The organism is Streptomyces sp. CB02980 (genome assembly GCF_014451325.2).
In the GTDB taxonomy this organism is placed as follows: domain Bacteria; phylum Actinomycetota; class Actinomycetes; order Streptomycetales; family Streptomycetaceae; genus Streptomyces.
Map to the genome: position 1 here is coordinate 1 of NZ_JACSCH020000004.1, position 12,578 is coordinate 12,578.

Here is a 12,578-nt window from a genome sequence, read left to right on the forward strand (position 1 = left end):
TCTCGGAAAGAGGGCGGTCCCACCCGACACTCACGCACCCGGCCCACCCCCAGGACCCCAAGACCCGCACCCCCACCAGGCGGTCACCTGCCGGAGGCGCGGCAGGTCAGACGCGGCAGGTCAGACGCGGCAGGCGGCGCAGAGTGCCTCGTCGGCGACGGGCCGGAAGAGCATGGGCTGGGTGTGCGCGCCGCTCGCGCACTCTCGCGCGCCTTCGAGGCGCGACGAGAGCCGAGAACCGGACGGGGACGGTGACGGTTCGGGCCGGGGGAGGGCGCGGGGTGGGACCTCACGTAGCAGGTAGCGCACGAGCCCGCCGGGCCGCTGTACGGGCGTTCCTGCGCCGGGCAGGCCGCGCAGGATGTGCTCGTGGACGTCGGCGGAGGTGTGTCCGGCGGCGAGCCAGCCGGCGGTGAGCCGGATGAGCTCGTCGCGCATCCCGGGCGGGATGTGCCGGAGGGCGGGCGAGAGGAGGGGCAAGGCGCCGACGAGGGCGCGGGCTTCGTCGAGCTGAGCGCCGGACTGGTGGTCGGACTGGGCGTGGTGGGGGTCGAGCTGAACGCCGGGCAGGGCGCCGGACTCGTCCGGGGTCCTGTCGAAGGCCTCGGGCTCCGGGTCCGGCCAGGGCTCCACCTCCACCTCCGCCTCGGCCTCGGCCTCCGGGCCCGGCCAGGGCTCCACCTCCACCTCCCCCTCGGCCTCCGGGTCCGGCCAGGGCTCCACCTCCGCCCCCGGATCGGCCTCGGCCTCCACCTCCGCCTCCACATCCGCCTCCACCTCCGCCTCCACCTCCGCCTCCACCTCCGCCTCCGGCGGAAGGTTGGAGGTGTTTTCCCTAAGGTCTTTCTCTGGATGACCGTCGGTCGACGGGGTCACCGGATCGCCGACGGCCGGGCCCGGGGTCCCCGGTGCCACCTGCGAGTACACCCGCTCGATGCCGCTGTGGACGGGCATGCGGGCGAAGATCTTGGCCGCTTCCTCGGGGCGTAACGGCGTGCTGGAGACGAGCTGTTGGGTGACCCAGAGCCCGCCGCCCACCTGGAGCCGCCGCTCGTGCACGTACCCCTCGGCCTTGAGCTGCCGCTTGGCCGTGATGAAGGAAGTCGCCCCGATCCGGGCGCGCTTGGCGGATTCCGACAGCGTTTCACAGGCGTGTGCGGGGAGGGAGAGCTGCCAGGTGAGGAGGCGCGCGGCGTGGGAGTCGAGGCGCGGGTGCCGGATGATCTCGTGGGAGAACTGGCTGAAGGCGCGAGAGGGCGCGATAAAGTTGCGGTAGATCACGGGTGGGCTGCTTCCACTGGTGGTTCAGGCCCTCGTCGTTGGTTACCGCCGCCGACGGGGGCCGTTTTGCTGCGAACGTAGCGCACGGCATATGCCCGCAACGACACGCAGAGTGAAGATCGCCCGTACGAGTGACGCTCGGTTGCCGGAGGGCCGACCGCAGGCCGAAACGAGAGGCCCCAGTGCGTCGAACGGGGGGCGCACGCCACGTATTCGCCGCTCACCTCCAATCCCTTCGTTCGAATGAAGAGCCGGGCCTGTCATGGCCGTCCATCGACTGCACCCCTGACGATGAGTCTGTCTTTGCGCGCCCCTCACAGTCCCTCAGCCCGCTTCCGGAGTGGGCTGCTGTGCCATGCGTGCGCACGGAAGGAGACGACCTTGTCCGAGCAAGAGCAGGCCGAGCGGAGTGTCGGGGAGTTCACCCTTGCCACCCCTGTGGGTGCCGAGTCGCCGGTCCCGCTGCCGTATCCGGTCCCGACACCGGACGAGGAGTGGGAACTGCCGAACGGCTTCGCGCACGTCTTCTACGGCGAGGGCAACCGAGGGATCACCCGGCCGGTGCTCCTGTGCGACGGCTTCAACCTCGGCAAGAGCGACCTGAAGGCGCTGTACGCCGGCCTCGACCGCGACTACCCGCTCCTGACCCAACTGCGCCGCCGGGGCCGTGACGTCATCCTGCTCGGCCTGGACGAGCGCTCCGCCTCGATCCTGGACAACGCCGAAGCGGCGACGGCCGCCATCCTGCGGACCACCGCCGAGCAGTTGGGCGACGCGCCGCTGACCGTGGGCGGTTTCAGCATGGGCGGTCTGATCACCCGCTATGCCCTGGCCAAGATGGAGATGAGGCGGATGGACCATCGCGTCCGCCTGTACTTCTCCTACGACACCCCGCACCGCGGCGCTGTCGTGCCCGTCGGCCTCCAGGCGTTCGCGCACTTCATCCCGGTCCCGAACGACTTCGCCCGGCAGATGAACAGCCCGGCCGCCCGGCAGATGCTCTGGCGGCACTTCGACCCGAAGACCGGGGAGATCGGGATCGCGCCCGAGCGCAAGGCGTTCCTGGAGGAGCTGGCGCGGCTTGGCAACTGGCCGCAGATCCCCCTCAAGCTGGCGCTCGCCAACGGCCGCGGCGACGGTACGGGCCTGGCGATCCCGCCCGGCGAGACCGCGCTGAAGGTCGACCGGATCTACCCGGGCACGACCTTCCTCGCCCAGGCCCAGGGCAAGGACGTCATCGTCGCCGAGCTGAAGCGAAGGTTCCCCCCGGCCGAGAAGACGATCACGACGAACGACTTCCCCGAACTGGACGGCGCCCCCGGCGGCACCCTCCGCTCGTACGGCATCCTCGCCGACACGCTGAAGAAGGCCGGCGCGAAGGTCGATCTCCGTCACGAGAGCGTCTGCTTCGTCCCCTCGGTCAGCGCGGTCGCGATCCGCGACATCGACCAGCAGAAGGACCTCTACACGAACATCGACGACCTGCCTCCGGAGGAGAGCGAGATCGACGAGTTCGTCTGTTCCTCGGATACGACGGAGCACACCGCCATCACCCAGGAACTCGGCGAGTGGCTGCTGGAGCGACTGCCCGACTGATCCCCGGCGGCGCACGGGTCGGGCTGCTCGCCGGACGGGCAGCCCGACCCACCGCGTTCACTCACGAGCCGTCGCCTCGCGCGGGCGAGGTGCTCGTCAGCCGGGGCCCAGTGCGCGCCGGGCCGAGTTGATGACGTTGTTGGCGTTGGCCCCGTACACCGCCGACTCGCTCAGGGTCTTCCAGACCTTGCGGTACAAGGCGATGTTGTCGGCGTCGTCCAACCACAGCTCGGCGTGCCAGTCCTCCGCGACCACCAACCGGTCGTCCATGACCCAGAAGCCGGTGGCGGGGACGATCTTCATCGACGCCGTGAACGGCACGATGCCCAGCTCGACCGTGTCCATGCCGACCATGCCGGTCAGGCGGTCGAGTTGGGCGTTCAGCACCGACGGTGGGCAGATCAGGGAGCGCAACGCGGCCTCCCACATCAGCACGCGCAGCTTGCGGCCGGGCTGGTACAGCCACTCCTGACGCTGTGCCCGAGAGCGCACAGCGTCTTCAACGCCCTTGGTCACGTTCAGCAGGTCCGCGTACCGCTGGACCACGTGGCGCGCGTACTCGGGGGTCTGCATCAGCCCTGGGATGACCGCCTCTTCCCACACCCAGATTTCCGAGGTGCGGTTGATCTCGGCGGTCAGCCCCTCGTTCATGGGCTTGAAGCCGTTCGCCAGCGCCCTGCGCCATGACCGGATGTGCGACTCGAACCCGGCCAGCCGGGCGCCGAGCTCGGGGTACACGTCCGGCTGCTCGGTCGCGTCGGCCCATGCCCGCAGATCCTCGGGCGAGGCCGTCTGCTTTCCGTTCTCCAGCTTGCTGACCTTGGAGCCCTGCCAGCCGAGCCTCTGGGCGAGCTGCTGACCGGTGAGCCGGCCGGCAGGACAGGTGAAGCGAAGTTCGCGAAGCCGCGCCCCCAGCGCTTCCCGTGCCTGCTGGTAGTCGGTGCTCACCGGACACCCATCACTCGGCCGCAGCCACCTGCGCGGCGAACCCGTCGTACGGCACGGCATGGTGCATGGCCGCGTCGCGGGCGACGCAGTACCGGACGACCTCCGCCGGTTCGGTGATCAGCTCGATGTCGAGCATGGTGTCTTCGTCGTCGAAGTGGAGCAGGGCGACGATCCGAGAGTCGAAGATCCAGAAGTCCTCGGCGGGCAGACCGGCCGCGTCCTCGCGCCACAGATAGCGGATGTCCTCGCCGGACGCCGCGTTGTGCCGGGCGTAGTCGAGCAGGAACAGCTGTTCGGTGGTCGGCGGTCGGTCGGCGATACGGACCCGGCCCACCGTCTTGCCCGCATCCACCTGGGCCCGGATGTTGACGAACCAGGGCTCGTCGGGGTCGCACGGCGAGGACCCAGTGGCCAGAAACGCCTGGAAGTCGTTCACGAGCAGTTCGCGAGGCACGACCACCGCTGCCTCGTCCGGCCCGAAGTGCTGGAGCTGCGCGAGGTCTGCCGGGTCGGTGATGGGCGTGCCCTGAACGACGATCTCGCCAGTTCCCTCGTCCGTGTGCAGGGCGGGGCAGCCGTCGATCTTGCTGTCGGTACCGGTGAAGCGCAACTGACGTGCCACGGACGCTCTCCCTTTCAGCGGTGTTGATCCAACAGCTTGGTCGGCAGCCCGGCCCTGCACTACGCGTTCAGCCGGAGCCCGGGAGAAAGCAAGAGCAAACTGATCCACTTGTCGAGCAAATTCGAGAAAACAGCGTACCGCCGAGCAACGTCCCCTTTCTAGCGTCGAGTTCATGACGACGAAGGAACTGCGCGAGGTGGACCCGTTCATGGCGATGGAGTCCCTACGGGAAGCGCTGGCGGGGGTCGGGATCGCCCTGCCGTCGCTCCGGGTGGACCCTGCGTCCCCGGCTTTGAAGCTCGTGGAGCTGGGTCGTGTCCGTGCCGACGTGGCCGTCCGCTTGGCGGAAGCGCTCAGGCGGGGGGCCGAGGAGTGACAGCCGACGCAGGGGCCCTGGTCGTGGACACCCAGACCGACAAGCTCGGGTACGTCATGGGCCAAGTCGGCCTGGCGATGCAGCTCCGGCCGGTGGCCGGCGGGCGAGAGTGGGACGCCGACCCTGCTCATGTCCGCCCCGCCACCAGCGAGGAGCGACTCGCAGCCATAAGGGAGCGGAACCGCGCTCTGAACTCGGCCGGCGGCGGTGGGGTCCTTTGATGGGGGCGGTGGTCATATCGCCTGAGTGCAGGCTCGCCCAGGTCCCGGGTTACGAGGGCATGCACCGCGAGTGCCGACAGACGAAGGACGTGCCGCTGCCGCATGGCTCGGGGATTCTCCTGGTGCGCCGCTGCGCCTGCTCCCACCACTCCTACAACCGCGCGGCGCAGTCGCGAGCCCCCGGATAGGCACCGAACGGACCCGGGCCCCGCCCCCCAACCCGAATGGGGCGGAGCCCAGTTGCTCCTTGACCTACTGAACGCTCCACCGCGGCGGGTGTCCCGGATCGGCAGGGCACGTGAAGACGTTCAGCTCGCCGTGGTTGCCGACGACGACCCCGGTGGGCAGGGCCGCCGGGTGGGGGCTGAGGCCCTGGTCCTCCACCGGTGTCCAGCTTCCGCTGCCGCCGTCCCACTCGGACGTGTCGACGGTCAGCAGCAGGGCCATGGGCGTCGCGCAGGTCGAGCAGTCCATCGGATACGGGTCCGTCTTGTGCCAGGACGCGTATCCGCCGGCCCGCCAGCCCGGCGGGATCGACAGGTCGTACTGGTAGGCCACGGGGTCGGCCTCGTCCTCCTGCTCCGCCGCCGCCTCCTCCAGCCCTTCCTCCCAGGCGTCGATCCGTGCGCACAGGTCCTCGGGCAGCAGCCCCGCGAAGGGGTACGTGACCATCTGCTCCGGGTGCAGCGCGCAGGGCTCGGGGACGTATCCCTCGTAGCCGACGACCTCCGGCTGCGGCGGCGATGTCAGTACGTCGACGACCTCCGCCGCCCTGCGCCAGCGCAGGTGGAGCAGCATGCTGTAGCCGGTGGGGCGGTGGGCGTCGAAGGGGCACCAGAAGACCTGGAGCAGGTCGGCCCCGCCCGGCCCCGCCGGAAGGTCCGGGACATCGCGCGCGTACAGCTGTGCGAGGCCGATCATGGGCAGCGGGTCGTTCTCGCTCGCCCCCGGTACCAGGTGCTCGCGCTCCAGGTCCTCGACGAGCCGCAGTTCCTCCTCCGTCAGACCCTCGTACGGCTCCCGCGCGTACGCGGCGGCCAGGACTTCGCGCCGGCGGCGGATGCCCTCGGGGCGCTGCCCTCGCCCGCGTCCGTGGGTCTCGGTGCACACCGGCCACGGTTCGTCCGCCGGCCACAGCATCGGCCCGCCGACCGAGCTCTCCGACACGCCGGGACGCCCGGGCCGCGGATGCAGGCGGGTGGTCGTGCCCCGGTGGGCAGCCAGTTCCGGGAACAGCGCTTCGACGTCGAGCGGACGCGGCGGCGTGGTTTTCGTCATGGGGGCGACCTTAGGGACTGCCCTCTCCGGCCCCTCTTCGGCCCCTCGACGGCGTCCCTCCGGCGCTGCCTCCTGCGCCGCCGGACCCCTTGGACGGCAGACTGGAACCCCGCCGGGGACCAGCGACCCGCGAAGCGCCACGAGGTAAGGGGCCGTTCCCCATCGGGCCGGTGACAAAATCACCTAGTGACAGGTTGGTCTTCAATCCGTAGGGTGCTGAATATGGATATGCAGACAGTCGTCCTCGGCACGTCCGGCACGACCCCGCAGGACGTCATCGACGTCGCCCGCCACGGCGCCCGCGTCGAGCTGTCGCCCGAGGCCGTGGAGGCCCTGGCCGCCGCCCGCAACATCATCGACGCGCTCGCCGCCAAGCCCGAGCCCGTCTACGGGGTCTCCACCGGCTTCGGCGCGCTCGCCACCCGGCACATCGGCCATGAGCTCCGCGCCCAGCTCCAGCGCAACATCGTCCGCTCGCACGCCGCCGGCATGGGCCCGCGCGTCGAGCGCGAGGTCGTCCGCGCCCTGATGTTCCTGCGGCTCAAGACCGTCGCCTCCGGCCACACCGGCGTCCGCCCCGAGGTCGCCCAGACCATGGCCGACGTCCTCAACGCCGGCATCACCCCGGTCGTGCACGAGTACGGCTCCCTCGGCTGCTCCGGCGACCTCGCCCCGCTCTCCCACTGCGCCCTCGCGCTCATGGGCGAGGGCGACGCCGAGGGCCCCGACGGTGAGCTCCGGCCCGCCGGCGAGCTGCTCGCCGCCCACGGCATCGCCCCCGTCGAGCTCAAGGAGAAGGAGGGCCTCGCCCTCCTCAACGGCACCGACGGCATGCTCGGCATGCTGATCATGGCCCTCGCCGACCTCGACACGCTCTACAAGTCGGCCGACATCACCGCCGCGCTCTCCCTCGAAGCCCTCCTCGGCACCGAGAAGGTCCTCGAACCCGAGCTGCACGCCATCCGCCCGCACCCGGGCCAGGCCGCCTCCGCCGCCAACATGCTGGCCGTGCTCAAGGGCTCCGAGCTCACCGGACACTTCCAGAGCGGCGAGGCCCCCCGCGTCCAGGACGCCTACTCGATCCGCTGCGCCCCGCAGGTCGCCGGTGCCGGCCGCGACACCATGGCCCACGCCCTGCTCGTCGCCGAGCGCGAGCTGGCCGCCGCCGTCGACAACCCGGTGGTCCTCGCCGACGGCCAGGTCCGCTCCAACGGCAACTTCCACGGCGCCCCCGTCGCGTACGTCCTCGACTTCCTCGCCATCGCCGCCGCCGACCTCGGCTCCATCGCCGAGCGACGCACCGACCGGCTCCTCGACAAGAACCGCTCGCACGGCCTGCCGCCCTTCCTCGCCGACGACGCCGGCGTCGACTCGGGCCTGATGATCGCCCAGTACACGCAGGCCGCCCTGGTCAGCGAGATGAAGCGGCTCGCCGTCCCGGCCTCCGCCGACTCCATCCCGTCCTCGGCGATGCAGGAGGACCACGTCTCCATGGGCTGGTCCGCCGCCCGCAAGCTGCGCACCGCGATCGGCAACCTCAACCGGATCATCGCCGTCGAGCTGTACGCCGCCACCCGCGGCATCGAGCTCCGCCACGGCCTGTCCCCGGCGCCCGCCTCCGCCGCCGCCATCGAGGCGCTGCGCGCGGCCGGCGTCCAGGGCCCCGGCCCCGACCGGTTCCTCGCCCCCGACCTGGCGGCCGCCGACACCTTCGTACGCGAAGGCAGGCTGCTCGCCGCGGTGGAGCCGGTCACCGGCCCGCTGGCGTAACCCGGAGAAGACGTGAGGCCCGTCCCGGACTTCCCGGGGCGGGCCTCACGTGTGTACGGAAACGGCCGCTCAGGACGTCCGGTCGCGGGGCCGCATCGCCGGCTCCGCCGCTCAGGACGTCCGGTCGCGGCGCCGCATCGCCAGCGCCACGAAACCCGCCCCGACACCCAGGAAACCCGTCCCGCCGATCACATACGGCATGGTGTCCCGGCCGCCGGTCTCCGCCAGGCGCCCGTCGTCCGCGGCGGGGCCGTCCCGGGTCACCCCGATCCGTACCCCGCCCTGCTCGTCGGTGGCGTTGGCGGACGGTACGAACCACAGGGCGCACAGCAACGTGCCCGCGGCGGTCGCGGTCAGCAGTGGGCGTCGGGCGGCGGACACGGAAATTTCGATCCCCCTTGCGGAAACCGCGAATTGGTCGGTGCGCCGATGCTAATGAACACAGCGGGTCGTGGGAAAGCCGGGAGCCCCGGGACGCCTACGCTCCGACTCATGAGTACTTCTGAGACACCGCGCTATGTACGCCTTCGGGTCGATGTGGTCCTGGAGATCGACGGACCGGCCGAGCTGGCATCGGCGGCCGAGGCCCGGATCGACGCCGACGAGTTCATGCCCGAGGAGGAGCGGGTGCCCGCCCGCGCCGCCGCGAACGAGGACAGCGCCGAGGCCCTCGCGTACCTCGTCGAGCCCTTCGACCTGATCCGCGACGTCCCCGGCATCGAGATGGTCCAGGCCTCCTGGAGCAGTGAGGAGATCGAGTACGACCCCGATGCGCTGGAGTGGGACCTCGGCGAGGAAGATGGGGCGGAGGAAGACGACGACGACCGGTCGTAAGGCTGGTATCCGCCCTGTTCACAGGCCCCGGGACGGCTTCCCGGGGCCTGTGGTGCGCCAGGGGTGCGACCGGTGACGGAGGCCACTGCGGCTCCGGGAACCGGACGGGACCGTACGAGCGTGTCGATCAGTGGTGTTCCCCACAAACGCTCCGCTTCCGGAACCGGACGGGGTGTCATGGGCGTTCTTATCAAGAAGTTGGCAGGGAATCGGCGACGATGGAGAAGCGTGTGATGACGGACGGCAAGCGCCGCCGCAGGAGCCTGGCCGCCGCGGCCGCCGTGCTCAGCGGTGTGCTGGTGCTCTCGGCGTGCAGCGACGAGGACAAGGGCGCGGGCGCCTCCGGCTCCGCGACGCCGCAGTCACAGGCCCAGGTCGACGAGGCGGCCGCGCAGAAGACGTCCAAGGCGAAGATCACGATCTCGCCGAAGAACGGTGCGCAGAACGCCTCCATCAACAAGGACGCCAAGGTCTCCGTCACCGAGGGCAAGCTCACCGAGGTCGTCATGACCTCCGTCGAGGGCGAGGCCGTCAAGGGCGAGATAGCCGCCGACGGCCTGAGCTGGAAGCCGTCCGGTCAGCTCGAACGCGCCACGGTCTACAAGATCGCCGCCACGGCCACGGACGCGGAGGGCCTGGAGGCGCACGAGAACTCCTCGTTCACCACGGTCTCCAAGGCCAACAGCTTCATCGGCAACTTCACGCCGGAGGACGGCTCGACCGTCGGCGTCGGCATGCCGGTCTCGATCAACTTCAACAAGGCGATCACCGACAAGAAGGCCGTCCAGGACGGCATCAAGGTCACCTCCAGCACCGGCCAGGAGGTCGTCGGGCACTGGTTCGACGGCACGCGCCTCGACTTCCGTCCGGACGACTACTGGACCGAGGGCTCGACCGTCACCCTCAAGCTCGACCTCGACGGCGTCGAGGGCGCCGACGGCGTCTTCGGCGTCCAGCAGAAGACCGTCACCTTCAAGATCGGCCGCAACCAGGTCTCCACCGTCGACGTCGCCACCAAGACCATGACGGTCACCCAGGACGGCAAGACGATCAAGACCATCCCGGTCTCCGCCGGCTCCCCGGAGAACCCGACCTACAACGGTCAGATGGTGATCTCCGAGAAGTTCAAGGAGACCCGGATGAACGGCGCGACCGTCGGCTTCACCGACGACGACGGCAAGGGCGAGTACGACATCAAGGACGTGCCGCACGCCATGCGCCTGTCCACGTCGGGCACGTTCATCCACGGCAACTACTGGGGCCCGGACTCGATCTTCGGCTCGGCCAACACCAGCCACGGCTGCGTCGGCCTGAACGACGTCAAGGGCGCCGGCGACCCGAACCAGCAGGCCGCCTGGCTGTACGACCACTCGATCGTCGGCGACGTCGTGATCGTCAAGAACTCCAAGGACAAGACGATCGCCCCCAGCAACGGCCTCAACGGCTGGAACATGAGCTGGGCGGACTGGAAGGCCGGCTCGGCGGCCTGACCTCCCCGGCACGCGCGTACGAGAACGGCCCCCTCCCGCACCGGGAGGGGGCCGTTCTCGTCTCGCTACTTCCGCACGTCCACGCTCTCGTCCACACCCCACTGCGCCAGCAGCCGCAGCGCGTCCGCCGACGCCGTCCCCGGCTCCGCCTGGTACGTGATGAGCATCAGGTCCGGATCCCCGCCCGCCACCTGCATGCTCTCGTACGTCAGCGTCATCTCACCCACCAGCGGATGCCGCAGCACCTTCGTCCCGTGGCCCTTGTCCGCGACGGTGTGCGCCGCCCACAGCGAGCGGAACTCCTCGCTGCGCACCGACAGCTCGCCGACCAGCGCGAGCAGCGCCGGATCCTCCGGGTAGCAGCCCGCGTACAGCCGCAGCACGCTCACCACCTCGGTCGCCTTGCACTCCCAGTCCCGGTAGAGATCACGCGAGTTGGGCCCGAGGAAGACCATCCTGGCCACATTGCGCTCGGTCGGCTCCATCGCCTCGAAGTCACCCATCAGAGCCCGCGCCATCCGGTTCCAGGCGAGGACGTCGAGCCGCCGGCCCACGACGAACGCCGGGATGCCCTCCATCGCGTCCAGCAGATGCCGCAGACCCGGCCGCACCTGCTGGGGGCGGGCGATCGCCGCCCGGTGCTGCCTCTTCTTCGCCGTCGGCTTCGCCAGATGCGTCAGATGCGCCCGCTCCGTGTCGCTCAGCCGCAGGGCCCGCGCGATCGAGTCCAGCACCTCCATGGACACATTGCGGCCGTTGCCCTGTTCGAGCCGGGTGTAGTACGCCACCGACACCCCGGCCAGCTGCGCCAGCTCCTCCCGGCGCAGCCCGGGCACCCGGCGGTGGCGCCCGAAATCCGGCAGACCCACGTCCTCCGGCTTCAGCCGGGCCCGGCGCGAGCGCAGGAATTCGCTGAGTTCGGCACTGAGATCCATGCGTCCCGATTATCCCAGGTCGTACGTCCCGGCGGACCGCTGTTCCTGTCCCTGCCAGTGGTAGGCACGCTGGACGTAGGCAGAACAGGGGGCTGGGTGAAGCCGCCGCCGCCGCGCAGGCTGGGGCCATGACCACGAACGTGACCACCGTCCCCGCGTACGCCGCACCCGCCGCCAACGCCCCGCTGGAGCGCACCACCGTGCCGCGCCGGCCCGTCGGCGAGCACGACGTCCTCATCGAGATCAAGTACTCCGGCATCTGTCACTCCGACATCCACCAGGCCCGTGACGGCTGGGGCGAGGGCATCTTCCCGATGGTCCCGGGCCACGAGATCGCCGGAATCGTCGCCGAGGTCGGCCCCGGGGTCAGCCGGTTCCAGGTCGGCGACCGGGTCGGCGTCGGCTGCTTCGTCGACTCCTGCCGCGAGTGCGCGTACTGCCTCCAGGGCCTGGAGCAGTACTGCGCGGGCGGCATGACCGGCACGTACAACGCCCTCGACAAGAACGGCGAGCCCACCTACGGCGGCTACTCCCGCCACATCGTCGTCGACGAGAACTACACCCTGCGCATCCCCGAGGGCATCGGCCTCGACGAGGCCGCCCCGCTGCTCTGCGCCGGCATCACCCTCTACTCGCCGCTCGCCCACTGGCAGGCCGGCCCCGGCAAGAAGGTCGCGATCGTCGGCCTCGGCGGCCTCGGCCACATGGGCGTCAAGATCGCCCACGCGCTCGGCGCCGAGGTGACCGTCCTCAGCCAGTCCCTGAAGAAGCAGGAGGACGGCCTGAAGCTGGGCGCCGACCACTACTACGCCACCAGCGACCCGGCGACCTTCACCGAGCTGGCCGGCACCTTCGACCTGGTGATCTCCACGGTCTCCGCGCCGCTCGACTTCAACGCCTACCTGAGCCTGGTCAAGACGGACGGCGCCCTGGTGAACGTCGGCGCCCCCGAAGAGCCCGTCTCCATCGGCCTCTTCTCCCTCATCGGCGGCCGCAAGACCCTCGCGGGCTCGATGATCGGCAGCATCGCCGAGACGCAGGAGATGCTCGACTTCTGCGCGGAGCACGGCCTCGGCGCGGAGATCGAACTGATCCGCGCCGACCAGATCAACGAGGCGTACGAGCGGGTGCTCGCCAGCGACGTGCGCTACCGCTTCGTGATCGACGCGTCGACGATCTGACCCCCGCGCACGGTGCCGGGGCATGACCTGCGGGGTAATCGACCCC

Annotated in this window: 13 protein-coding genes; 7 read left to right on the forward strand and 6 right to left on the reverse strand. The window is 70.4% G+C overall.

The genetic code is table 11. The features are described 5' to 3' along the window. Positions 1–120: 120 nt before the first annotated feature. A complete protein-coding gene (locus tag E0F75_RS10200) occupies positions 121–1,281 on the reverse strand; it encodes a hypothetical protein (protein ID WP_187622191.1) in 1,161 nt (386 codons plus the stop codon). Positions 1,282–1,662: 381 nt separating this feature from the next. On the opposite strand from E0F75_RS10200, the gene E0F75_RS10205 reads away from it, so the two are divergent. Beyond that, positions 1,663–2,877, forward strand: a complete 1,215-nt coding sequence (locus tag E0F75_RS10205) for a triacylglycerol lipase (protein WP_187622192.1) — start codon at positions 1,663–1,665, stop codon at positions 2,875–2,877. A gap of 96 nt (positions 2,878–2,973) precedes the next feature. Here E0F75_RS10205 and E0F75_RS10210 read toward each other — a convergent pair whose 3' ends face one another. Both E0F75_RS10210 and E0F75_RS10215 read right to left on the reverse strand, forming a co-directional pair. Then, positions 2,974–3,825, reverse strand: a complete 852-nt coding sequence (locus E0F75_RS10210) for a helix-turn-helix transcriptional regulator (protein ID WP_187622193.1) — start codon at positions 3,823–3,825, stop codon at positions 2,974–2,976. A gap of 10 nt (positions 3,826–3,835) precedes the next feature. Continuing rightward, complete coding sequence (locus E0F75_RS10215; RefSeq protein WP_187622194.1) at positions 3,836–4,447, reverse strand: DUF6879 family protein; 612 nt, start codon at positions 4,445–4,447, stop codon at positions 3,836–3,838. A 172-nt stretch (positions 4,448–4,619) separates the two neighbouring features. Here E0F75_RS10215 and E0F75_RS10220 point away from each other — a divergent pair, with 172 nt between their 5' ends. Together E0F75_RS10220 and E0F75_RS10225 are read left to right on the forward strand one after the other, a co-directional pair. Further along, positions 4,620–4,823: a hypothetical protein gene (locus E0F75_RS10220; protein ID WP_187622195.1), complete on the forward strand. Its 204-nt coding sequence runs from the start codon at positions 4,620–4,622 to the stop codon at positions 4,821–4,823. Beyond that, complete coding sequence (locus E0F75_RS10225) at positions 4,820–5,044, forward strand: hypothetical protein (RefSeq protein WP_187622196.1); 225 nt, start codon at positions 4,820–4,822, stop codon at positions 5,042–5,044. Before E0F75_RS10220 ends, E0F75_RS10225 begins: the two co-directional genes overlap by 4 nt. A 252-nt stretch (positions 5,045–5,296) precedes the next feature. Here E0F75_RS10225 and E0F75_RS10230 read toward each other — a convergent pair whose 3' ends face one another. Then, positions 5,297–6,322: a hypothetical protein gene (locus E0F75_RS10230; protein ID WP_187622197.1), complete on the reverse strand. Its 1,026-nt coding sequence runs from the start codon at positions 6,320–6,322 to the stop codon at positions 5,297–5,299. 228 nt (positions 6,323–6,550) lie between these two features. Between E0F75_RS10230 and hutH the strand changes: the two genes are divergently transcribed. After that, on the forward strand, positions 6,551–8,092 hold the full coding sequence (hutH, locus tag E0F75_RS10235; RefSeq protein ID WP_187622558.1) for a histidine ammonia-lyase: 1,542 nt from the start codon (positions 6,551–6,553) through the stop codon (positions 8,090–8,092). A gap of 111 nt (positions 8,093–8,203) precedes the next feature. Here the strand turns inward: hutH and E0F75_RS10240 are convergent, their stop codons facing one another. Continuing rightward, complete coding sequence (locus E0F75_RS10240) at positions 8,204–8,473, reverse strand: hypothetical protein (RefSeq protein ID WP_187622198.1); 270 nt, start codon at positions 8,471–8,473, stop codon at positions 8,204–8,206. A 111-nt stretch (positions 8,474–8,584) separates the two neighbouring features. Between E0F75_RS10240 and E0F75_RS10245 the strand changes: the two genes are divergently transcribed. Both E0F75_RS10245 and E0F75_RS10250 read left to right on the forward strand, forming a co-directional pair. Further along, positions 8,585–8,926 carry a hypothetical protein gene (locus E0F75_RS10245; RefSeq protein ID WP_187622199.1) on the forward strand — a complete coding sequence of 114 codons (342 nt, stop codon included), beginning with the start codon at positions 8,585–8,587 and terminating at the stop codon, positions 8,924–8,926. 218 nt (positions 8,927–9,144) lie between these two features. Beyond that, entirely contained in the window at positions 9,145–10,416 is a 1,272-nt protein-coding gene (locus E0F75_RS10250; RefSeq protein WP_187622200.1) for an Ig-like domain-containing protein, read from the forward strand. Positions 10,417–10,481: 65 nt separating this feature from the next. Here E0F75_RS10250 and E0F75_RS10255 read toward each other — a convergent pair whose 3' ends face one another. Next, on the reverse strand, positions 10,482–11,351 hold the full coding sequence (locus tag E0F75_RS10255; protein WP_187622201.1) for a helix-turn-helix domain-containing protein: 870 nt from the start codon (positions 11,349–11,351) through the stop codon (positions 10,482–10,484). A gap of 128 nt (positions 11,352–11,479) precedes the next feature. On the opposite strand from E0F75_RS10255, the gene E0F75_RS10260 reads away from it, so the two are divergent. Beyond that, on the forward strand, positions 11,480–12,532 hold the full coding sequence (locus tag E0F75_RS10260) for an NAD(P)-dependent alcohol dehydrogenase (RefSeq protein WP_187622202.1): 1,053 nt from the start codon (positions 11,480–11,482) through the stop codon (positions 12,530–12,532). The last annotated feature ends 46 nt before the right edge of the window (positions 12,533–12,578 follow it).

Bases quoted from the DNA above. Each gene is read 5' to 3' on its own strand.
- E0F75_RS10220 (WP_187622195.1), top strand. From the start codon at position 4,620: ATGACGACGAAGGAACTGCGCGAGGTGGACCCGTTCATGGCGATGGAG.
- E0F75_RS10230 (WP_187622197.1), bottom strand. From the start codon at position 6,322: ATGACGAAAACCACGCCGCCGCGTCCGCTCGACGTCGAAGCGCTGTTC.
- hutH (WP_187622558.1), top strand. From the start codon at position 6,551: ATGCAGACAGTCGTCCTCGGCACGTCCGGCACGACCCCGCAGGACGTC.
- E0F75_RS10245 (WP_187622199.1), top strand. From the start codon at position 8,585: ATGAGTACTTCTGAGACACCGCGCTATGTACGCCTTCGGGTCGATGTG.
- E0F75_RS10250 (WP_187622200.1), top strand. From the start codon at position 9,145: ATGGAGAAGCGTGTGATGACGGACGGCAAGCGCCGCCGCAGGAGCCTG.
- E0F75_RS10255 (WP_187622201.1), bottom strand. From the start codon at position 11,351: ATGGATCTCAGTGCCGAACTCAGCGAATTCCTGCGCTCGCGCCGGGCC.
- E0F75_RS10260 (WP_187622202.1), top strand. From the start codon at position 11,480: ATGACCACGAACGTGACCACCGTCCCCGCGTACGCCGCACCCGCCGCC.